Below are 19,237 nucleotides of genomic sequence, written 5' to 3'. Positions count from 1 at the left end.
ATCTGCAATTTCACCAAAACCAAGCCCCCAAGTAGACTTGCTAAAGTTTCTGCCGCGAAAAGCGCGGCCGAGGAGCACTTCACTTGAAATCGTTCTAGGAGGAACCTGTGGCAAAGGCAAAGTTCGAGCGGACTAAGCCGCACGTCAACATCGGCACCATTGGTCACGTTGACCACGGTAAGACGACGCTGACTGCCGCCATTTCCAAGGTGCTGTACGACCAGTACCCGGATCTCAACGAGCAGCGCGACTTCGCGTCGATTGACTCTGCTCCGGAAGAGCGCCAGCGCGGTATTACGATCAACATCTCCCACGTGGAGTACCAGACCGAGAAGCGCCACTACGCACACGTAGACGCCCCGGGTCACGCTGACTACATCAAGAACATGATCACCGGTGCTGCCCAGATGGACGGCGCAATCCTCGTGGTTGCTGCAACCGATGGTCCGATGGCTCAGACCCGTGAGCACGTTCTGCTCGCCCGCCAGGTTGGTGTTCCCTACCTGCTGGTCGCACTGAACAAGTCCGACATGGTTGATGACGAAGAACTCCTCGACCTCGTCGAAATGGAAGTTCGTGAGCTCTTGAGCTCGCAGGGCTTCGATGGCGATGAGGCTCCGGTTGTTCGCGTTTCCGGCCTCAAGGCTCTGGAAGGCGACCCGGTTTGGGTCAAGTCCGTCCAGGACCTGATGGCAGCTGTCGACGAGTCCGTTCCGGACCCCGTACGTGACCGCGACAAGCCGTTCCTGATGCCGATCGAAGACGTCTTCACGATCACCGGTCGTGGCACCGTTGTTACGGGCCGCGCCGAGCGTGGAACCCTCGCCATCAACTCCGAGGTCGAGATCGTTGGCATCCGCCCGATCCAGAAGACCACGGTTACCGGTATCGAGATGTTCCACAAGCAGCTCGACGAAGCATGGGCCGGCGAGAACTGTGGCCTCCTGCTCCGCGGTCTGAAGCGCGACGATGTCGAGCGTGGCCAGGTTGTCGTCAAGCCGGGTTCCATCACCCCGCACACCGACTTCGAGGCTAACGTCTACATCCTTTCCAAGGACGAAGGCGGACGTCACAACCCGTTCTACTCCAACTACCGCCCGCAGTTCTACTTCCGTACCACGGACGTAACCGGCGTTATCACCCTGCCGGAAGGCACGGAAATGGTTATGCCTGGCGACAACACTGAGATGACCGTTGCGCTCATCCAGCCGATCGCTATGGAAGAGGGCCTCGGCTTCGCTATCCGCGAAGGCGGCCGCACCGTTGGTTCGGGACGTGTCACCAGCATCATCAAGTAGTCACTACTTGTAGATCGGTGACCTTCCGGCCCAGCCGGTAGTCATTCAAGAAGAACCCCACCGTTTCGGCGGTGGGGTTCTTTTTGGTATAGTTACTCTATCGATTGGATAAACGCGGGCGAAATGCCAGATTCCCGTGACATCAAGGAGTAGCCATGGAAGTCCTGCTAGTACTGATACTCCTTGCTGTGACAGGGGCGGTGAGCGGTGCCATCGGTCGACGCAGTGGCCGAAAAGATGCCGCAGCCATCACAGGAATATCTGAGCAGCGCGCCTTTCAGGCAGGTTATCTGGCAGGTCACATGGCCGGCTGGCGCGACGCCGAGGCCAAGATGCGGGTTGCGGAGGTATCGACGCCCCAGTCACCCGCCGCTCCGGTTCCCGAGACCTCCGGTGCAGGCCCGACCGTGTCACCTGCATCAGCACCACAGCATCCGCCAACGCACGTGGCCGCGCCGTTCCCCACGCAGGCGCCCATGCCGCCCACGATGCATCCACCAACGCACGTGGGCGCGCCGTTCCCCGCGCAGGCCCCCGCGCCGTTCGCCACGCAGGCCCCCGCGCCGTTCCCCACGCAGGCCCGCATGCCGCCGTCGGGCGTTCAACGTCCCGTATCTCCGCAGCGCCCCGTCGCGGCGGCACAGCAGCAGTCGGCAGCGAGCCAGCAGGCGCCGATACTGCGGGAAACTCCCGAGGCAACCGCAGCGCGCAAGGCTAAGCGCGACCAACAGAACATCAACGTCACGCTCTACGTGGCCAGTCTTCTTTTGGTCGCCGCGGGTGCCCTCTTTGTGGGGACAAGCCTCCCTGAGCTCTTCCGCTTTGCAGGTATCTGCTTCATCACCACCCTGTTCTACGTTGCCGGTTTGGTCATCCATGCCAAAATGCCACGGTTGCGTCCAGCCGCAGTTGCCTTCGTCGGCACGGGTTTGGCGCTCATTCCCGTGACGGGCCTTGCCATGTACAACTTCGTCCTGCCCAACGGTCCTGCCGCGTGGCTGGTCACCTCACTGCTGGGAACAGCTGTGTATGCCTATACCGCGGTTCGCCTGGACAACAAGGTCCTGGCTTTTCTTTCCCTCAGCTTTGTGGTCTCTACCGCGTGGTCCGGAGTATCCGTGCTGGGTGGCGCATTGGTCTGGTATTTCACGGCGCTGATCGGAGTAGCCATTGTCCTGACCCTGGGTGCGCTGATTCGTCCGCGGTGGTTGCCGCCACTTTATGTTCGTCCGCTGATGCTGCTCCATCCCTATGTGGTCCCCTTGGTAGCGCTTGCGGTCACGTTCACGCCGCACCTCCTTGCCAAGGGTGAATACCCGCTTGTCATGCTGATGTGCGGCATGTACTTCGCCGTAGTGGCCTTCATTCCACGCGCCAGATACAGGCTGCAGCACGCCTACGGAGCGCGGGCAACGCTGACGCTGGCGCTGCTGGGAGTGGTCTGGGACGCCACCTCGGATGTCAGTGCAGTGATTCTTGCAGCAGTCATTTGCTGTGGAGTCCAGTCCCTGGGAGTTGCGCTCGGGGGAGAGGGGCTGAAGCTGCGTTATTGGTGGAACGACGCCCTCTCCTGCCTGGGCCTTCAATTGGCGACGTCAGCCATCCTGACAGTGGTTGTGGCCCTCGGGGCTTACGAGTTGCCCTCCTACGTTCCACTCACCGTGACCATGGTGACCGCCATGGTGGTGGGCTGGAAGTTGGGCCACGGCACGGAGTTCGCGCCCGGCGTCGTTCTCGCGGTTTCCCTGCCGTTCATGGGCCTGCTGGGCGCGTGGCCGGTGTCGGGGCTCCTGGCGTCCGCCGCCCTGTACTGGTCAGTGCGCGCGGCTGCTCATCCGGTTGCGTTCCGTCAGCCCTTGATGCTTGCAGCACGAATTGCCGTGACGGCGGCCGTGCCTACTGCGGCTGCTGGCGTCTTTGTGGACAGCCCGGACAGGATCGCCATATCTTTGGTGGCGCTCGTGGCTGCGGCTGGAGTGCAGCAATTGGTCAGCGCCTGGCTTCAACGTTCAGGCATCCACCTGCTTGTTCCACTGGCGACTACTGCTGGATTCGGCGGGCTCGCAGTGGCGGGCTTGCTCGTCCTGCCGATCGCGGACCACGCTGCGGGGCATCCACTCGTAGCAGCCGCAGTGCTGTTGGTGTTGTTCTCCGGCGTAGCCTCGGGTGCTCTGATTTACCCGCCCACCCGGCAAAGCGAGGCCGGCGTCGAGTCCTGGCGTCCTACCTTGGGTGAGGTACTTGCCCCCGCCACTGCCGTCGTTGCCGGCGTGGTGGCATCGGCCACGGTGTCGATGGCATTGGGCAACGTGGTCCTGCTGGCAGCGGTCGCCTACTTTACGGCGACTGCTTTGCGAATTCCTGTTTCCTTCCACCGCCAGTCCTATTGGTGGCTGGCACGGGCTGCAGGTACCGTCTTGGCCGGTTCGGCCTATTTCGACGCGATACGGAATGGTTGGAGCGTCAGCGTGGCTGGCGAGCTTCCCTCGGTGGCACTGGTCATAGTTGCGGCGGGGGCCCTGCAATTGGTCCTTCCCCTGCAGCAAAGCGGCCGCAGGCGCTTCCCCCACGCTTCGGTGGTGGACGCCGGAGCTGTGGTAGCAGTGATGGCAGGAGCGGCCGCGGTCCTGACGATTTCCATGGCAGCAGGGGAGCAGTTCCTGCGTGGAAGCTGGCAGCCTGGGTTTGCGGCGATTGCGACGGCACTTGCGGCAATTCTCTGCGGGGTTGTCCTGCGCCGGCATCCGGCAGCGTGGCTATTTGCGCCGGCAGCCTTGGTGCTGCTTCTGGCTTTGCGGCTTGGAAGTGTGCGGGATGTGGAAATCCTGTTGGGACTTTTCGCAGCCTACAGCGGTTTCATGGTGGCCGTGGCGAAGGGCCGTTTGGTACGCGGCGCCTACATGCTGGGACTCCGTGTTTTGTCTTTGGCCTTCATCGGTGTGCTGGTGGGGGACCTCTCAGAGTCGACCACCACCGTCTCCATGACCATGGCTGTGGTCCTTGTGCTGCAGCATGCTGTGACCTGGATCCAGAGAAGCCGGGGCGTGGACATCGCCTTCCAGCAGGCCGTGGTGTGGGCTACTCTGGCTGCCCAGCTCCTGCTACCCGTGGCTTACCTCGTGGCAGGGAGCTACGACGGCGGCGGCCGTTGGGTGGTCCTTGTCGAGCTGGGACTCTCCGCAGCCTCTGCGCTGATCGCTTGGCGTCTTCTGGGTATCCATGGAACCCAATACTTCGGCATCCCTGCCCTAGCCGGCGGTGTGATAGCTGCCGGTCCGTCCTTGACGTTCCCGTCGGGCACTTGGTTGTACCAACCACTGCTGGATAGGGCCCAGGTACCGGTGGTGCTTTTGGGGCTCGCCGCCGTGCTCGTGGTTATCCGGGTTGCGCGTGCCACGGTCCGTCCCGGACAAGGTGCCGCCGGTCACGTTGCGGAGCGCTGGTTCTGGTTCATTGCAGCGCTTGCGTTCGTAGTTAGTGGTGGTTTGTTGACCCTTGGCGTGTCATACCCCCTGACTGGGTTGACGGTGCTGGTCCTCGCGTCAGTGCTTTTCGCTGCCTCGCACGTTGAACACTTGCCTGCCCTCTACCTCGGCGCCGCCCCGTCCGTGCTGGTAGGTGCCGTTCCCGCCGTCGAAGGTTTACTCAGGGGCATGGCGCCTGGAGTGTGGAGCCACTACGCGCCTTGGCTGGTGGGTGGCGTTGGAACCGCGGTCCTTCTTTACGCGGTGAAGCGGCTCGGAGGAGCGGCAATCGGTGGGCAGCCCTTGAGGCGAAACGCCCTGACGGGAACGGCAGCCGTGGCGCTGGGGTCGTCGGCCGCCGTTGGATTGATCCGCGATGAGACATCATGGGTCGGTTTTGTCCTGGTAGTCGCGACCGGTGCGCTGGTAGTCGTTGAGATGCCGTACAGCAAGTGGCTTGCTGCAGAAATTGCGGCGCTGGCTTCTTTGGCCGCCCTCCAGCGGGCGGCGTTGTTTGTGGGCGACTCCGGGCCGGACTGGTTCTGGACTGTGCAGTGGTACGTCCTGGCTGGGGCCGTTTTAGCAGGGCTGCGCTACATAAGAAGGCAGCGGAGCGAAGGCCTGCTTCGGCTCGCCATTGCCGCGGGCGTCCTGTCTTCGACATCCTTGGGGACCATCTTTGGAGGAACTGCCCCCCAGCAGTTGTACGTGCTGGTGGGCCATGCGGTGCTTCTGGTCGCCGGATTGCTGCTGGCCGAAAGAGTCATGGTGTGGTGGGGTGCCGTGGGCGTTGCCCTCAGCGTCATGTGGGCCCTGCGCTCGTACGCGTTCGCCATGCTCGCGCTGGTTGCCCTGGCGTTGATTGTCCTGGCAGTGTGGCGCTTGAACCGAAAGCCGCAGGCGCCGGGGGGTGTGCCGCCGCAGAACTTTGCCCCGGGTGGTGTGCCGCCGCAGAACTTTGCCCCGGGTGGTGTGCCGCCGCAGAATTTTACCCCGGGTGTTGTGCCCCCGCAGGACTTCGCGCCGGGCAACGCAAGCCCCGACAGCTTCAACCGGAGCAATGCTTCACCGGACAATGCACAACCCGACGGCCTCAACCCTGGCAATGCGGCGACCGGCAATGTCCCGTGGGGACAGGGCAGGGACGGAATCAGATAATCTGGCAGTCTACGAAGAGGAGCGCAGTATGGAATTCCTGATTTTCCTGGCAGTTATTGCCGCCATCGGTGGCGGCGTGCTGTGGGGCCGCAAGAACTTCCGGAGCGAGATTGAACGCGCAAAGCGCATCAGGCGTGCCAACAAGAACAAGTAACCCGACGTTTTAGCGGGACTGGGCTATTCAGGGGCTTTAGGGTTCGTGGGAGCGGGCCCGCTCCAACGCACGTAGCCAGTAGTAGGACTCCTTGGGAGTCCGTTCCTGGGTGTGGAAGTCTACATGGACCAAACCGAAACGCTGTGAGTAGCCGGCTGCCCATTCGAAATTGTCCAGCAGCGTCCAGACGTAGTAGCCGCGCAGATCCACATCCTCGGCAATACCGCCGGGGCCTGTTGCTGTCAGGGCGTGGCCGAGGTGCTCAGCCAGGTAGGAAATGCGGTTGGTGTCCTGAAGGGGGCCGTCAACGTGGGCCGGTTCCGGAAAACTTGCCCCGCCTTCGGTGATGTACACCGGGGGAAGGGCGTCTCCGTACCGGTCCTTCATTTGGCGCAGCAGCAGCGCCAGGTAATCCGGTGCAACGGGCCAGCCGAACCCTGTGGTTTCATACTCCTGGTAGGCGGCCAAGTGGAAAGGAACTTCGCTCATTTCCGGCGACCTTCCGGTGGGGATCTCCGCCGGCCCAGGGCCTGCTGCCACCTTCACGGGGTAGTAGTAGTTGAGCCCGTAGAAGTCCAAGGGTTGGCTGATCAAGTCAAGATCGCCGTCGTGAATGGTGCCGAGTGAACGGAACCACGGCTTCATGGGCCAGGGTGGCTTGGGGTATTGGCCAAGCAGTATCGCATCGGCATAGATGCGGTTGAGGATCAGGTCCAGCGCCTGCGTCATCAGCCGGTCGCCAAGACTGTTGCTGGCGGACTCGACGGGGCAGTGCATGTTGGACACCCCGATCTGCCCTTTGACGCCGGCGTCCCGGAGGGCCCGAACGGCCATTCCGTGTCCGAGTAATTGATGATGTGCGGCAGGCAGCGAATCAAACAGCAGCTGCCGGCCCGGGGCGTGCACACCCAAGGAGTACCCCTGCACGGTGACTGACACGGGCTCGTTCATAGTGACCCAGTGGTCAACGCGGTCACCGAAGCGGTCTGCCGCTGCGGCGCAGTAGACGGCGAAGCGCTCGGCAGTGTCCCGGTTCATCCACCCTCCGGCATGCTCCAGTTCCAATGGTGTGTCCCAGTGGAACAGCGTGGCCATGGGGGAGATGCCGGCGGCCAGGAGTTTGTCGATGAGGCGATCGTAGAAGTCCAGGCCGCGTTGGTTGATGGAGCCCTTGCCGCCGGGTTGGATCCGCGGCCAGGACAACGAGAAGCGGTAGGAGTCCACGCCAAGCTCCTGCATCAATGCGATATCTTCATCGGAGCGGTTGTAATGGTCGCACGCAACGGTGGGGGAGTCGCCGTCGACTATTGCTCCTGGCTTTTCCGCGAAGGCATCCCAGCCCGAAGGACCGCGGCCATCAGCGGTCAGGGATCCTTCAATCTGGAAAGCTGCCGACGCCACCCCCAGAGTGAAACCTGGACGCAGGCGCGCGGCAAGATCTTCCACGGAGCCTGAATCCTGGACGGTCATGCCACCCATCTTCCTCAGGCGCAGGCGCCCGGGCAATGGTCCTGCGGGGCCCTTATACCGTCGATTGGCCTTTGCCTCATATTTCCGCCATACTGGATGAGTTGTTCAAGCGCTTCTTCGTGTCCCGATCCGGATAATGCCGGATGTCAGGGTCCAGGTGGAAGCCCAAACATAACCCTGAACCCCATGGAATGCGGTCGAGTCTGCGTGGAAATCGCGACACGCCCGACCGCGGGGGTCGGTGCGCCGGCAGGTTGAGGAACCCGGAATATCCGGATTCAGCTTGTGCGGCGTGTGGTGGTAAATCCTCAAACGCTTCGGCGGCCACATCAACAGGTAAGTAAACAGAGCAGCCCTAACTAGAGCAGCACTAGCTGAAAGAGAGTCAGGCGACATGGCGGGACAAAAAATCCGCATCCGGCTGAAGTCATATGACCACGAGGTCATTGATGTTTCAGCGCGGAAGATCGTTGAGACGGTCACGCGCGCAGGCGCAACGGTAGTCGGCCCGGTGCCGCTGCCCACAGAGAAGAACGTTTACTGCGTAATTCGCTCTCCTCACAAGTACAAGGACAGCCGTGAGCACTTCGAAATGCGTACTCACAAGCGTCTGATCGACATCATCGACCCCACGCCGAAGGCCGTCGACTCGCTTATGCGTCTCGATCTGCCTGCAGACGTGAACATCGAAATCAAGCTCTAGGGAGGTGCTGAGAGACTATGACCGCAACCCGTAACGTAAAGGGCCTGCTGGGCACGAAGCTCGGCATGACCCAGGTCTGGGACGAGAACAACAAGCTCATCCCGGTAACTGTTGTCCAGGCTGACTCCAACGTCATCACCCAGCTGCGCAACGCAGAGGTAGATGGCTACGTCGCCGTACAGATCGGCTACGGCCAGATCGACCCCCGCAAGGTCACCAAGCCGCTGGCTGGTCACTTTGAAAAGGCTGGCGTCACCCCTCGCCGCCACGTCGTCGAACTGCGTACCGCAGACGCCGCATCCTACGAGCTGGGCCAGGAGCTCTCTGTTGAGATCTTCGAAGCCGGCCAGAAGATCGACGTCGTCGGCACCTCAAAGGGTAAGGGCTTCGCCGGTGTTATGAAGCGTCACGGCTTCCACGGCGTTGGCGCTTCCCACGGTGCCCACAAGAACCACCGTAAGCCTGGCTCCATCGGTGGCGCATCCACCCCGAGCCGCGTCTTCAAGGGCCTGAAAATGGCCGGCCGCATGGGCGCCGAGCGTCACACCACGCTGAACCTCACGGTTCACGCTGTTGACGTTGAGAAGTCGCTGCTCCTTATCAAGGGTGCCGTTCCCGGCGCCCGCGGCCAGGTCGTACTCGTACGCACCGCCGTGAAGGGAGCCTAGTTCAATGACTAGCACTGTCAAGGTAGACCTGCCTGCAGAGATCTTCGACGTCCAGACCAACGTGCCGCTGCTGCACCAGGTCGTCGTCGCACAGCTCGCTGCTGCACGCCAGGGTACCCACAAGACGAAGACCCGCGCCGAGGTTTCCGGTGCAGGTCGCAAGCCGTTCAAGCAGAAGGGCACCGGCCGCGCCCGTCAGGGTTCAATCCGTGCTCCTCACATGACCGGCGGTGGCGTTGTCCACGGTCCGACCCCTCGTGACTACAGCCAGCGCACCCCCAAGAAGATGAAGGCTGCTGCACTCCGCGGCGCCCTGTCTGACCGCGCCCGCAACGGCCGCATCCACGTCATCGCTGAACTGGTAGCCGGCACCAAGCCGTCCGCCAAGGACGCACTGGCTTCGCTGCGCTCCGTCACTGAGCGCAAGAACCTGCTCGTCGTAATCGAGCGCGCCAACGATGTTGCAGCACTTTCCGTGCGCAACCTCCAGGATGTTCACGTTCTGTACGCAGACCAGCTGAACACCTACGACGTGCTTGTCTCCGACGACGTGGTCTTCACCAAGGCTGCTTTCGAGGCGTTCGTCGCTGACAAGGCAAAGAACGAGGAGGCCTCCAAGTGAGCGTAACCACCATCAAGGACCCGCGCGACGTCGTGCTTGCACCCGTCGTTTCGGAAAAGAGCTACGGTCTGATCGACGAAGGCAAGTACACCTTCCTGGTGGACCCTCGCTCGAACAAGACCGAGATCAAATTGGCCGTTGAGAAGATCTTCTCGGTCAAGGTTGACTCGATCAACACCATCAACCGTGCCGGTAAGCGCAAGCGCACCAAATTCGGCTGGGGTCAGCGCAAGAGCACCAAGCGTGCAATTGTCACCCTCAAAGAAGGCACAATCGACATCTTCGGCGGTCCGCTCGCGTAGCGGAGACCACTTTAACGAGGAAATAAATTATGGGAATCCGTAAATACAAGCCGACTACCCCGGGCCGTCGTGGCTCGAGCGTAGCCGACTTTGCTGAAATCACGCGATCGACTCCGGAAAAGTCGTTGCTGCGTCCGCTGCACAAGACTGGCGGCCGTAACAACTCCGGTAAGATCACCACCCGTCACAAGGGTGGTGGGCACAAGCGCCAGTACCGTCTGATCGACTTCCGTCGTCACGACAAGGACGGCATCAACGCCCGCGTTGCCGAAATCGAGTACGACCCGAACCGCACGGCTCGCATCGCACTCCTGCACTACGTTGATGGCACCAAGCGTTACATCATCGCTCCTAACAAGCTGTCCCAGGGTGACTTCGTCGAGGCTGGTCCCGACGCTGACATCAAGCCGGGCAACAACCTGCCGCTGCGCAACATCCCGGTTGGTACCGTAATCCACGCAGTTGAACTGCGTCCGGGTGGCGGCGCCAAGATGGCTCGTTCCGCAGGTGCTTCGGTACAGCTCGTCGCCAAGGAAGGCCGTTTCGCCCAGCTGCGTCTGCCCTCCGGTGAAATCCGCAACGTTGACGTGCGCTGCCGCGCAACTGTCGGCGAGGTCGGCAACGCCGAGCAGTCGAACATCAACTGGGGCAAGGCCGGCCGCATGCGCTGGAAGGGCGTTCGCCCGACCGTCCGTGGTGTAGCCATGAACCCGGTTGACCACCCGCACGGTGGTGGTGAAGGTAAGACTTCCGGTGGACGTCACCCGGTTAACCCGAACGGCAAGCCCGAGGGCCGTACCCGCCGTCCGAACAAAGAGAGCGACAAGCTTATTGTTCGTCGCCGCCGTACTGGCAAGAACAAGCGATAGGAGCCTGGACACATGCCACGCAGCCTGAAAAAAGGTCCTTTCGTTGACCAGCACCTCTTTGTGAAGGTCGCACGGGAAAACGATAAGGGCACCAAGAACGTCATCAAGACCTGGTCCCGCCGTTCGATGATCATCCCCGACATGCTCGGGCACACGATCGCCGTACACGACGGACGCAAGCACATTCCGGTGTTTGTCACAGAGTCGATGGTCGGGCACAAGCTCGGCGAATTCGCTCCCACGCGGACATTCCGCGGCCATGTTAAGGACGACCGTAAGGGCAAGCGCCGCTAGGCGCCTGACTTTACGTCTTAGACGAGAGAAGGAAAGCAATGGAAGCCAAGGCTATTGCGCGTCACATCCGCGTAACGCCTATGAAGGCCCGGCGCGTCGTCAACCTTGTTCGTGGTAAGCAAGCGAATGAGGCTCTGGCAATTCTGAAGTTTGCCCCCCAGGCAGCTTCGGAGCCGGTATTCAAGGTACTTCAGTCGGCAATGGCCAACGCACGTGTCCTCGCGGACCGTGACGGCGTTGCATTCGACGACAGCGACCTCTTCATCACCGAAGCATTTGTTGATGAAGGCCCGACCATGAAGCGGTTCCAGCCGCGTGCCCAGGGCCGCGCCTACCGCATTAGGAAGCGGACCAGCCACATCACGCTGGTTGTCGCAACCCCGGAGAAAGAGGAGGCTCGCTAAGTGGGACAGAAAGTAAACCCGCACGGGTTCCGACTCGGCATCACCACCGACCACGTTTCGCACTGGTTCGCTGACAGCACCAAGCCCGGACAGCGCTACAAGGATTTCGTCCGCGAGGACATCAAGATCCGTCAGCTCATGTCCACCGGCATGGAGCGCGCCGGCATCGCCAAGGTCGAGATCGAGCGCACCCGTGACCGTGTCCGCGTGGACATCCACACGGCACGCCCGGGTATCGTTATCGGCCGCCGCGGCGCTGAAGCAGACCGCATCCGCGGCGAGCTCGAAAAGCTCACCGGCAAGCAGGTTCAGCTGAACATCCTCGAGGTCAAGAACCCCGAGATGGAAGCACAGCTTGTTGCCCAGGGCATCGCTGAGCAGCTCACTTCCCGCGTGGCTTTCCGCCGTGCGATGAAGAAGGCAATGCAGTCCGCACAGCGTGCGGGTGCCAAGGGCATCCGTGTTGCTTGCTCGGGCCGTCTGGGTGGCGCAGAAATGTCCCGCTCGGAGTTCTACCGCGAAGGCCGTGTGCCCCTGCACACCCTCCGCGCGAACATCGACTACGGCTTCTACGAAGCCAAGACCACCTTCGGCCGTATCGGTGTGAAGGTTTGGATCTACAAGGGTGACGTAACTGCCAAGGAACTGGCTCAGCAGGCAGCTGCTGCTCCGTCCCGTGGCCGTGCAGGAGACCGTCCGGGCCGCCCGGGTGGCGACCGCCGTCGTCGTAACGACCGTCCGGCAGCTGAGGCAGCACCCGCTGCCGTTGAAGCACCGGCCGCTGAAGCTGCTGCTCCGGCAGCAGAAGGAGGACAGGCTTAAATGCTTATCCCACGTCGAGTCAAGCACCGTAAGCAGCACCACCCGGGTCGTTCCGGCGCTGCTACGGGCGGCACCAAGGTCAGCTTCGGTGAGTACGGCATCCAGGCCCTGAGCCCGGCATACGTCACCAACCGTCAGATCGAGTCCGCTCGTATCGCGATGACCCGCCACATCAAGCGTGGCGGCAAGGTCTGGATCAACATCTACCCGGACCGTCCGCTGACGAAGAAGCCTGCTGAAACCCGTATGGGTTCCGGTAAGGGTTCTCCGGAATGGTGGGTCGCAAACGTCAAGCCGGGCCGGGTTCTCTTCGAACTCTCCGGTGTCAATGAAGAGGTAGCTCGCGAGGCCCTGCGCCTGGCAATCCACAAGCTCCCGTTGAAGGCACGCATTGTGCGTCGCGAAGGTGGTGAATAGAAATGGCAGTAGGGTCGAAGGATCTCGCACCCGCACAGCTGGACGGTTTCGACAACGAGCGTCTCGTTGAAGAACTCCGCAAGTCCAAGGAAGAGCTGTTCAACCTGCGTTTCCAGTCCGCCACCGGACAGCTGGAGAACCACGGTCGCCTGCGCGCGGTAAAGAAGGACATCGCACGCATCTACACCGTTCTCCGTGAGCGCGAGCTGGGCATTCGTGCCGAGGTTGCCGCACCGGTTGTGGAAGCCAAGGAAGAAAAGAAGTCCAAAAAGGCTGCCAAGGCTGAAAAGGCCGAGGTTGAAGCTGGAGAGGACGCCAAGTGAGCGAGAAGGAAACTGTGACGGAAGCAGCAGCCAGCGCTGAACAGCGCGGTTACCGTAAGACGCGTCGCGGCTACGTTGTCTCTGACAAGATGGAAAAGACCATCGTTGTTCAGGTTGAAGACCGCGTGAAGCACGCTCTGTACGGCAAGGTTATTCGCCGCACCTCGAAGATCAAGGCTCACGACGAAGAGAACACCGCCGGCATCGGCGACCTCGTTCTCATCTCTGAGACCCGCCCGCTCTCCGCTACCAAGCGGTGGCGTCTGGTGGAGATCCTCGAAAAGGCCAAGTAAATCCGACGCCAGGCATGCCTGGCAGTGATTCACTGGAAAGGTCCGTGTTCCCTAGGGAATGCGGGCCTTTCCGCATTCCGGCCGTTTCGGCTTCAGGCCGTAAACGTGCTAGGATATTGAGTTTGTATGGCGCCACTTGTGCGTCATCAACTACCTCGTAAACAATCGTGCCGCTGCATACTGCCCCGCGCAGAGTTTTCTGCAAGGGAAGCTGATGCTTGTGGCACGGGCGTTTAGGCCTGTACTGGCAAAATCCAGGCAGGTCAAGAGACACCCCGATCAACCGTTCCGCAAGGCTCATTCCGTATGCATGATTTCGGTCTGAGAACCAGCGCGACGCAAGGAGTAAAAATTGATTCAGCAGGAGTCGCGACTCAAGATCGCCGACAACACGGGTGCTAAGGAAATCCTTACCATTCGCGTTCTCGGTGGATCTGGTCGTCGCTACGCAGGCATTGGCGACGTGATCGTCGCTACCGTCAAGGACGCTATTCCCGGCGGTAACGTAAAGAAGGGCGACGTCGTTAAGGCGGTCATCGTCCGTACCAAGAAGGAACGCCGCCGCGCGGATGGTTCCTATATCAAGTTTGACGAAAACGCAGCTGTGATCTTGAAGAACGACGGTGACCCCCGCGGTACCCGTATCTTCGGCCCGGTTGGTCGTGAACTTCGCGACAAGAAGTTCATGAAGATCGTTTCGCTGGCCCCGGAGGTGCTTTAGTCCATGGCTAAGAAAATCAAGAAGGGTGACCTCGTTCAGGTCATCACCGGCGCCAAGCAGGAACGTGGCGGCGACCGCGGCAAGCAGGGCAAGGTCCTGCGCGTATTCACCGACACCAACCGCGTGCTGGTAGAGGGAATCAACCGCGTCACCAAGCACAGCAAGGTCGGTCAGTCGCAGCGCGGCACCAAGACCGGTGGCATCGAGGTTGTTGAAGCCCCGATCCACGTTTCCAACGTTGCTTTGGTTGACCCGTCCACCAAGAAGCCGACCCGTGTTGGTTTCCGTCTCGACACCGTTGAGAAGGATGGCGCTACCAAGACCGTCCGTATCCGCGTGTCCAAGGCCACCGGGAAGGACATCTAATGACTGAGACTCTCGAGACTCCGGTAAAGATCGTTCCGCGTCTGAAGACGAAGTATGCAGAGACCATCAAGAAGTCCCTGCAGGACGAATTCAGCTACGCAAACGTGAACCAGGTTCCCCGCCTGGTGAAGGTTGTAGTGAACATGGGTGTTGGAGATGCCGCAAAGGACTCCAAGTTGATCGACGGCGCTGTCCGCGACCTCACCCTGATCACAGGCCAGAAGCCGCAGGTAACCAAGGCCCGCAAGTCGATCGCACAGTTCAAGCTGCGCGAAGGCATGCCCATCGGTGCACACGCAACTCTGCGTGGAGACCGCATGTGGGAATTCGTGGACCGTCTGGTTTCGCTGGCCCTGCCGCGTATCCGCGACTTCCGCGGCCTCAACGGCAAGCAGTTTGACGGCAACGGCAACTACACCTTCGGTCTGACCGAGCAGGTTATGTTCCACGAAATCGACCAGGACTCCATCGACCGCGTTCGCGGTATGGACATCACGGTCGTCACCACCGCCAAGACCGATGACGAAGGCCGCGCGCTGCTCAAGGCGCTTGGCTTCCCGTTCAAGACCGAAAACTAACTACGTGACAGGTCCGTCTTCGCAGGCTCCTAGGAGCGAGCGCAGCGGAAACCGGCACGAGGAAGGGCTATAGCCCAAATGACTATGACAGATCCTGTCGCAGACATGCTCACGCGTCTGCGCAATGCAAACTCGGCATACCACGACACCGTGTCCATGCCGTACAGCAAACTGAAGGCACGCGTTGCTGACATCCTGAAGGCAGAAGGCTACATTGCCGGCTGGAAGGAAGAAGACGCCGAGGTTGGCAAGAAGCTGACTCTCGACCTGAAGTTCGGTCCGAACCGCGAGCGTTCCATCGCTGGCGTCCGCCGCATCTCCAAGCCGGGCCTCCGCGTTTACGCGAAGTCCACCAACCTGCCGCACGTGCTGGGTGGCCTGGGTATCGCAATCCTGTCCACCTCTTCCGGCCTCCTGACTGACAAGCAGGCCGGCAAGAAGGGCGTGGGCGGCGAAGTCCTCGCGTACGTCTGGTAACGGGAAAGGAAGAGAATAATGTCACGTATTGGACGTCTCCCCATCACCGTTCCTGCCGGAGTTGAGGTCAAGCTCGATGGCTCCGTCATCAGCGTCAAAGGTGCCAAAGGCGAGCTGAGCCACACTGTGGCCAGCCCGATCGAGGTTACCCAGGAAGAGAACACTCTCACGGTCACCCGCCCGAACGACGAGCGCAACTCGCGTTCGCTGCACGGCCTGACCCGCACCCTGATCGCCAACATGATCCAGGGCGTTACCGAGGGCTACGAGAAGAAGCTTGAAATCGTTGGTACTGGTTACCGCGTTCAGGCAAAGGGTTCTGACCTGGAGTTCGCTCTGGGCTACAGCCACCCGGTTAACGTCTCTGCACCCGAAGGCATCACCTTCGTAGTGGAGGGTCCGACCAAGCTCTCTGTTGCGGGTATCAACAAGCAGCAGGTCGGCGAGGTTGCTGCCAACATTCGCAAGCTGCGCAAGCCTGACCCCTACAAGGGCAAGGGTGTCCGTTACGCCGGCGAAGTCATCCGCCGCAAGGTCGGAAAGGCTGGTAAGTAAACCATGGCCATCGCAATTAACAAGAAGCGTACGAACAAGAGCAAGTCGGCTGCACGCAGCCGTCGCCAGCTTCGTATCCGCAAGCGCATCACTGGTACGGCTGTACGTCCTCGTATGGTTGTTAACCGCTCTGCACGTCACATGTTCGTCCAGGTTGTCGATGACAGCAAGGGTGTAACCGTGGCTTTCGCTTCCACTTTGGAAGCGGACCTTCGTGCATTCGACGGTGACAAGACTGCCAAGGCCAAGCGCGTCGGCGAGCTCGTTGCCGAGCGTGCCAAGGCTGCAGGCGTCGAAGCTGTTGTCTTCGACCGTGGCGGTAACAAGTACCACGGCCGTATCGCCGCCGTCGCTGACGGTGCTCGCGAAGGTGGGCTGGCACTGTGACCGTTGAAAATAACGAAAAGGACGTTCAGGTGACTGAAGCTGTAGCTGCTGAAGCAACTGAGACCGCACCCGCTACCGATGACCGCCGCGGCGGACGTCGTGGCGAGCGCGGCGACCGTGGCCAAGGCCGCGGCGACCGTGGTGGCCGTGGTGGCCGCGACGGCGGTCGTGAGGCTGAGAAGAGCCAGTTCGTAGAGCGCGTTGTCACCATCAACCGCGTTGCCAAGGTCGTCAAGGGTGGTCGTCGCTTCAGCTTCACCGCTCTCGTCGTCGTCGGTGACGGCAACGGTATGGTCGGCGTCGGCTACGGCAAGGCCAAGGAAGTTCCCGCTGCTATCGCCAAGGGCGTTGAAGAGGCCAAGAAGTCCTTCTTCCGCGTTCCCCGCGTTGGCAACACCATCCCGCACCGTGTGCAGGGTGAGGCTGCTGCAGGCGTAGTCCTGCTGCGTCCGGCTTCCGCCGGTACCGGTGTTATCGCCGGTGGTCCGGTCCGCGCGGTATTGGAGTGCGTGGGTATCCACGACATCCTCTCCAAGTCGCTCGGTTCTTCCAACGCGATCAACATCGTTCACGCGACCGTTGCCGCTCTGAAGCAGCTCGAAGAGCCCGCTTCCGTGGCTGCCCGCCGTGGCCTGCCGCTGGACGAGGTTGCTCCTGCTGCTCTGGTGCGCGCGCTCCAGAACCAGAAGGCAGGTGTTTAGTCATGGCTAAGAACCTGACTCCTTCCGACGCCAAGTTGGAAATCACCCAGATCAAGGGCGTCATTGGCGCCAAGCAGAACCAGATCGCCACCCTTCGGTCCCTCGGACTCAAGCGCATCGGACACACTGTTGTCCGCTCCGCTGATGCCGTGACCGTCGGAATGCTGAACACGGTTCCGCACCTCGTGAATGTAGAGGAGGCGAAGTAATGGCAGAGAACAAGACCGCCGCAGAGACTGCTGAGAAGCAGAACGCTCTGAAGGTCCACCACCTGCGTCCCGCCCCGGGTGCCAAGACCGCCAAGACCCGTGTTGGTCGTGGTGAAGGCTCCAAGGGTAAGACCGCTGGTCGCGGTACCAAGGGTACGAAGGCCCGCTACCAGGTAAAGGCTGGCTTTGCCGGCGGCCAGCTGCCGCTGCACATGCGCCTGCCGAAGCTGCGCGGCTTCAAGAACCCGTTCCGGGTTGAGTTCCAGGTTGTTAACCTGGAGAAGCTCAACGAGCTGTTCCCGGAAGGTGGCGCTGTCACCGTTGAGTCCCTGGTTGAAAAGGGTGCCGTTCGCAAGAACCAGCCCGTGAAGGTGCTTGGCACCGGCGACATCACCGTCAAGGTCGATGTTACGGTGCACGCATTCTCCGCCAGTGCTACGGAAAAGATTGCTGCAGCAGGCGGAAGCACCACTGCTCTCTAAGAGCCAGTGGGGCAGATGCCCGTTGTATAAAGGATCCCGGTACGCGGGGCTTCGGCCCTGCGTACCGGGATTTTTTGGTGGTTGTGGACTCTCGATTATTACGACGGCGTCACAAGCAGTTAGACTCGGTTGTTGGGTTTCATTGAGCCCGATCACATCCTTGTACTTTCTACTCAGGAGGACGCTTGCTAAGCGCATTCGGCCGGGCGTTTCGGACGCCTGATTTGCGACGCAAGTTGTTGTTCACGCTGGGAATCATCACAATCTTCCGCTTGGGAGCTTTTATCCCCTCGCCTGGTGTGAACTACCAGAATGTCCAGCAATGCTTGAACACCGGTGACACCTCGCAGGGCATCTACCAGCTGGTGAACTTGTTCAGCGGCGGCGCGTTGCTGCAGGTTTCAGTCTTTGCCTTGGGCATCATGCCCTACATCACGGCGAGCATCATCGTGCAGCTGCTCCGGGTGGTCATTCCCCGGTTCCAGCAGCTCTACGAAGAGGGTTCCTCGGGACAGTCAAAGTTGACCCAGTACACCCGGTACCTCACGATCGCCCTCGGCCTTCTGAACGCCACCACCCTGGTGTCGCTGGCCCGTTCCGGTCAGCTGCTTCCGGGCTGCAACCTGCCCATCATCCCTGATGAGAGCATCATGACCACGATCCTCATCATCATCACTTTGACGGCCGGTACCGGCCTCATCATGTGGATGGGCGAGCTGGTTACGGAGAAGGGTGTGGGCAACGGTATGTCGCTGCTCATCTTTACCTCCATTGCTGCGAGCTTCCCGGGCTCGCTGGGTTCCATCTGGGAGAGCAAGGGTCCCGGCACCTTCTTCACCGTGCTGGCTGTTGGACTTCTGACTGTGGCCCTGGTTGTGTTCGTGGAGCAGTCCCAGCGCCGTGTTCCGGTCCAGTATGCGAAGCGCATGATTGGCCGCCGCACAGTGGGCGGTACCAGCACCTACATTCCCATCAAGGTGAACATGGCCGGCGTCGTGCCCGTCATCTTCGCATCCTCCATGCTCTACCTGCCCGGGCTGATTTCGCAGTTCAACCAGCCGGCGCCAGGGGAGCAGATGGCCCCGTGGGTTGAGTGGATCAACAACAACCTCACCCGTGGCGACCACCCCATCTACATGGCGCTCTACTTCGCCATGATTGTGTTCTTTACGTACTTCTACGTGGCCATCACCTTCAACCCTGAAGAAGTGTCGGACAACATGAAGAAGTACGGCGGGTTCATTCCGGGCATCCGGGCGGGTAAACCGACCGCGGACTACCTGCAGTACGTGCTTTCCAGGATCACCCTGCCTGGAGCCCTCTACCTGGGCTTCGTGGCGTTGATTCCGCTGGTTGCACTCGTCCTGATCAACGCCAACCAGAACTTCCCGTTCGGTGGCACTTCAATCCTGATCATGGTGGGTGTCGGCCTGGAAACCGTCAAGCAGATTGATGCGCAGCTACAACAACGTCACTACGAAGGGCTTTTGCGATGACGAG

25 protein-coding genes are annotated in these 19,237 nt (G+C 61.0%); 24 read left to right on the top strand and 1 reads right to left on the bottom strand.

Annotated features, from left to right (window positions below; genetic code table 11):
- Nucleotides 1-107 precede the first annotated feature (107 nt).
- The 3 genes from tuf (at nt 108) to AB4Y77_RS03085 (ending at nt 6,074) form a co-directional block, all read left to right on the top strand.
- Complete coding sequence (gene tuf / locus AB4Y77_RS03095; protein ID WP_011775598.1) at nt 108-1,298, top strand: elongation factor Tu; 1,191 nt, start codon at nt 108-110, stop codon at nt 1,296-1,298.
- 155 nt (nt 1,299-1,453) lie between these two features.
- Nucleotides 1,454-5,920, top strand: a complete 4,467-nt coding sequence (locus AB4Y77_RS03090; protein WP_442012924.1) for a hypothetical protein — start codon at nt 1,454-1,456, stop codon at nt 5,918-5,920.
- 28 nt (nt 5,921-5,948) lie between these two features.
- Entirely contained in the window at nt 5,949-6,074 is a 126-nt protein-coding gene (locus AB4Y77_RS03085; protein WP_268825391.1) for a hypothetical protein, read from the top strand.
- A gap of 36 nt (nt 6,075-6,110) precedes the next feature.
- Here the strand turns inward: AB4Y77_RS03085 and AB4Y77_RS03080 are convergent, their stop codons facing one another.
- Nucleotides 6,111-7,544 (bottom strand): GH1 family beta-glucosidase, encoded by a 1,434-nt coding sequence (locus AB4Y77_RS03080; protein ID WP_311213683.1) that lies wholly within the window; start codon nt 7,542-7,544, stop codon nt 6,111-6,113.
- Between the two features lie 394 nt (nt 7,545-7,938).
- Between AB4Y77_RS03080 and rpsJ the strand changes: the two genes are divergently transcribed.
- From rpsJ to secY, 21 genes are all read left to right on the top strand, one after another.
- A complete protein-coding gene (gene rpsJ / locus AB4Y77_RS03075) occupies nt 7,939-8,247 on the top strand; it encodes a 30S ribosomal protein S10 (protein WP_003803825.1) in 309 nt (102 codons plus the stop codon).
- 17 nt (nt 8,248-8,264) lie between these two features.
- Nucleotides 8,265-8,915, top strand: a complete 651-nt coding sequence (gene rplC / locus AB4Y77_RS03070; protein ID WP_026539807.1) for a 50S ribosomal protein L3 — start codon at nt 8,265-8,267, stop codon at nt 8,913-8,915.
- A gap of 4 nt (nt 8,916-8,919) precedes the next feature.
- Nucleotides 8,920-9,537: a 50S ribosomal protein L4 gene (gene rplD / locus AB4Y77_RS03065; protein WP_089595800.1), complete on the top strand. Its 618-nt coding sequence runs from the start codon at nt 8,920-8,922 to the stop codon at nt 9,535-9,537.
- The gene (gene rplW / locus AB4Y77_RS03060) at nt 9,534-9,839 is read left to right on the top strand and encodes a 50S ribosomal protein L23 (protein ID WP_011775593.1); all 306 of its coding nucleotides are present in this window, start codon (nt 9,534-9,536) and stop codon (nt 9,837-9,839) included. The genes rplD and rplW overlap by 4 nt, the downstream gene beginning before the upstream one ends.
- Before the next feature lie 29 nt (nt 9,840-9,868).
- Nucleotides 9,869-10,708: a 50S ribosomal protein L2 gene (gene rplB / locus AB4Y77_RS03055; RefSeq protein ID WP_011775592.1), complete on the top strand. Its 840-nt coding sequence runs from the start codon at nt 9,869-9,871 to the stop codon at nt 10,706-10,708.
- Nucleotides 10,709-10,720: 12 nt separating this feature from the next.
- A complete protein-coding gene (rpsS, locus tag AB4Y77_RS03050; RefSeq protein WP_011775591.1) occupies nt 10,721-11,002 on the top strand; it encodes a 30S ribosomal protein S19 in 282 nt (93 codons plus the stop codon).
- 38 nt (nt 11,003-11,040) lie between these two features.
- The gene (gene rplV, locus AB4Y77_RS03045) at nt 11,041-11,406 is read left to right on the top strand and encodes a 50S ribosomal protein L22 (protein ID WP_011775590.1); all 366 of its coding nucleotides are present in this window, start codon (nt 11,041-11,043) and stop codon (nt 11,404-11,406) included.
- The gene (rpsC, locus tag AB4Y77_RS03040) at nt 11,407-12,228 is read left to right on the top strand and encodes a 30S ribosomal protein S3 (protein ID WP_011775589.1); all 822 of its coding nucleotides are present in this window, start codon (nt 11,407-11,409) and stop codon (nt 12,226-12,228) included.
- Nucleotides 12,229-12,645: a 50S ribosomal protein L16 gene (gene rplP / locus AB4Y77_RS03035; RefSeq protein WP_003803795.1), complete on the top strand. Its 417-nt coding sequence runs from the start codon at nt 12,229-12,231 to the stop codon at nt 12,643-12,645. It abuts the gene before it with no gap.
- Nucleotides 12,646-12,647: 2 nt separating this feature from the next.
- Nucleotides 12,648-12,968, top strand: a complete 321-nt coding sequence (gene rpmC, locus AB4Y77_RS03030) for a 50S ribosomal protein L29 (protein ID WP_014922387.1) — start codon at nt 12,648-12,650, stop codon at nt 12,966-12,968.
- Nucleotides 12,965-13,261, top strand: a complete 297-nt coding sequence (gene rpsQ / locus AB4Y77_RS03025; protein WP_011775587.1) for a 30S ribosomal protein S17 — start codon at nt 12,965-12,967, stop codon at nt 13,259-13,261. The genes rpmC and rpsQ overlap by 4 nt, the downstream gene beginning before the upstream one ends.
- Before the next feature lie 352 nt (nt 13,262-13,613).
- Nucleotides 13,614-13,982, top strand: coding sequence for a 50S ribosomal protein L14 (gene rplN, locus AB4Y77_RS03020; protein ID WP_024817587.1), 369 nt, complete (start codon nt 13,614-13,616; stop codon nt 13,980-13,982).
- Nucleotides 13,983-13,985: 3 nt separating this feature from the next.
- Nucleotides 13,986-14,348 carry a 50S ribosomal protein L24 gene (gene rplX, locus AB4Y77_RS03015; protein WP_024817586.1) on the top strand — a complete coding sequence of 121 codons (363 nt, stop codon included), beginning with the start codon at nt 13,986-13,988 and terminating at the stop codon, nt 14,346-14,348.
- On the top strand, nt 14,348-14,926 hold the full coding sequence (gene rplE / locus AB4Y77_RS03010; RefSeq protein ID WP_011775585.1) for a 50S ribosomal protein L5: 579 nt from the start codon (nt 14,348-14,350) through the stop codon (nt 14,924-14,926). The genes rplX and rplE overlap by 1 nt, the downstream gene beginning before the upstream one ends.
- Before the next feature lie 78 nt (nt 14,927-15,004).
- Entirely contained in the window at nt 15,005-15,403 is a 399-nt protein-coding gene (gene rpsH, locus AB4Y77_RS03005; RefSeq protein ID WP_024817585.1) for a 30S ribosomal protein S8, read from the top strand.
- An 18-nt stretch (nt 15,404-15,421) separates the two neighbouring features.
- Complete coding sequence (rplF, locus tag AB4Y77_RS03000) at nt 15,422-15,958, top strand: 50S ribosomal protein L6 (protein ID WP_011775583.1); 537 nt, start codon at nt 15,422-15,424, stop codon at nt 15,956-15,958.
- Nucleotides 15,959-15,961: 3 nt separating this feature from the next.
- Nucleotides 15,962-16,345 carry a 50S ribosomal protein L18 gene (gene rplR / locus AB4Y77_RS02995; protein WP_024817584.1) on the top strand — a complete coding sequence of 128 codons (384 nt, stop codon included), beginning with the start codon at nt 15,962-15,964 and terminating at the stop codon, nt 16,343-16,345.
- Between the two features lie 29 nt (nt 16,346-16,374).
- Nucleotides 16,375-17,046: a 30S ribosomal protein S5 gene (gene rpsE, locus AB4Y77_RS02990; RefSeq protein ID WP_179128297.1), complete on the top strand. Its 672-nt coding sequence runs from the start codon at nt 16,375-16,377 to the stop codon at nt 17,044-17,046.
- Between the two features lie 2 nt (nt 17,047-17,048).
- Nucleotides 17,049-17,255, top strand: coding sequence for a 50S ribosomal protein L30 (rpmD, locus tag AB4Y77_RS02985; RefSeq protein WP_089595794.1), 207 nt, complete (start codon nt 17,049-17,051; stop codon nt 17,253-17,255).
- Nucleotides 17,255-17,737, top strand: coding sequence for a 50S ribosomal protein L15 (gene rplO, locus AB4Y77_RS02980; protein WP_089595793.1), 483 nt, complete (start codon nt 17,255-17,257; stop codon nt 17,735-17,737). The genes rpmD and rplO overlap by 1 nt, the downstream gene beginning before the upstream one ends.
- Nucleotides 17,738-17,922: 185 nt before the next feature.
- Nucleotides 17,923-19,233, top strand: coding sequence for a preprotein translocase subunit SecY (secY, locus tag AB4Y77_RS02975; RefSeq protein WP_024817581.1), 1,311 nt, complete (start codon nt 17,923-17,925; stop codon nt 19,231-19,233).
- The last annotated feature ends 4 nt before the right edge of the window (nt 19,234-19,237 follow it).

The organism is Paenarthrobacter sp. YAF11_1, from assembly GCF_052113445.1.
In the GTDB taxonomy this organism is placed as follows: Bacteria; Actinomycetota; Actinomycetes; order Actinomycetales; family Micrococcaceae; genus Arthrobacter.
Note: the sequence above shows the minus strand (reverse complement) of the source record. Positions and strands in the feature narration are given on the sequence as shown.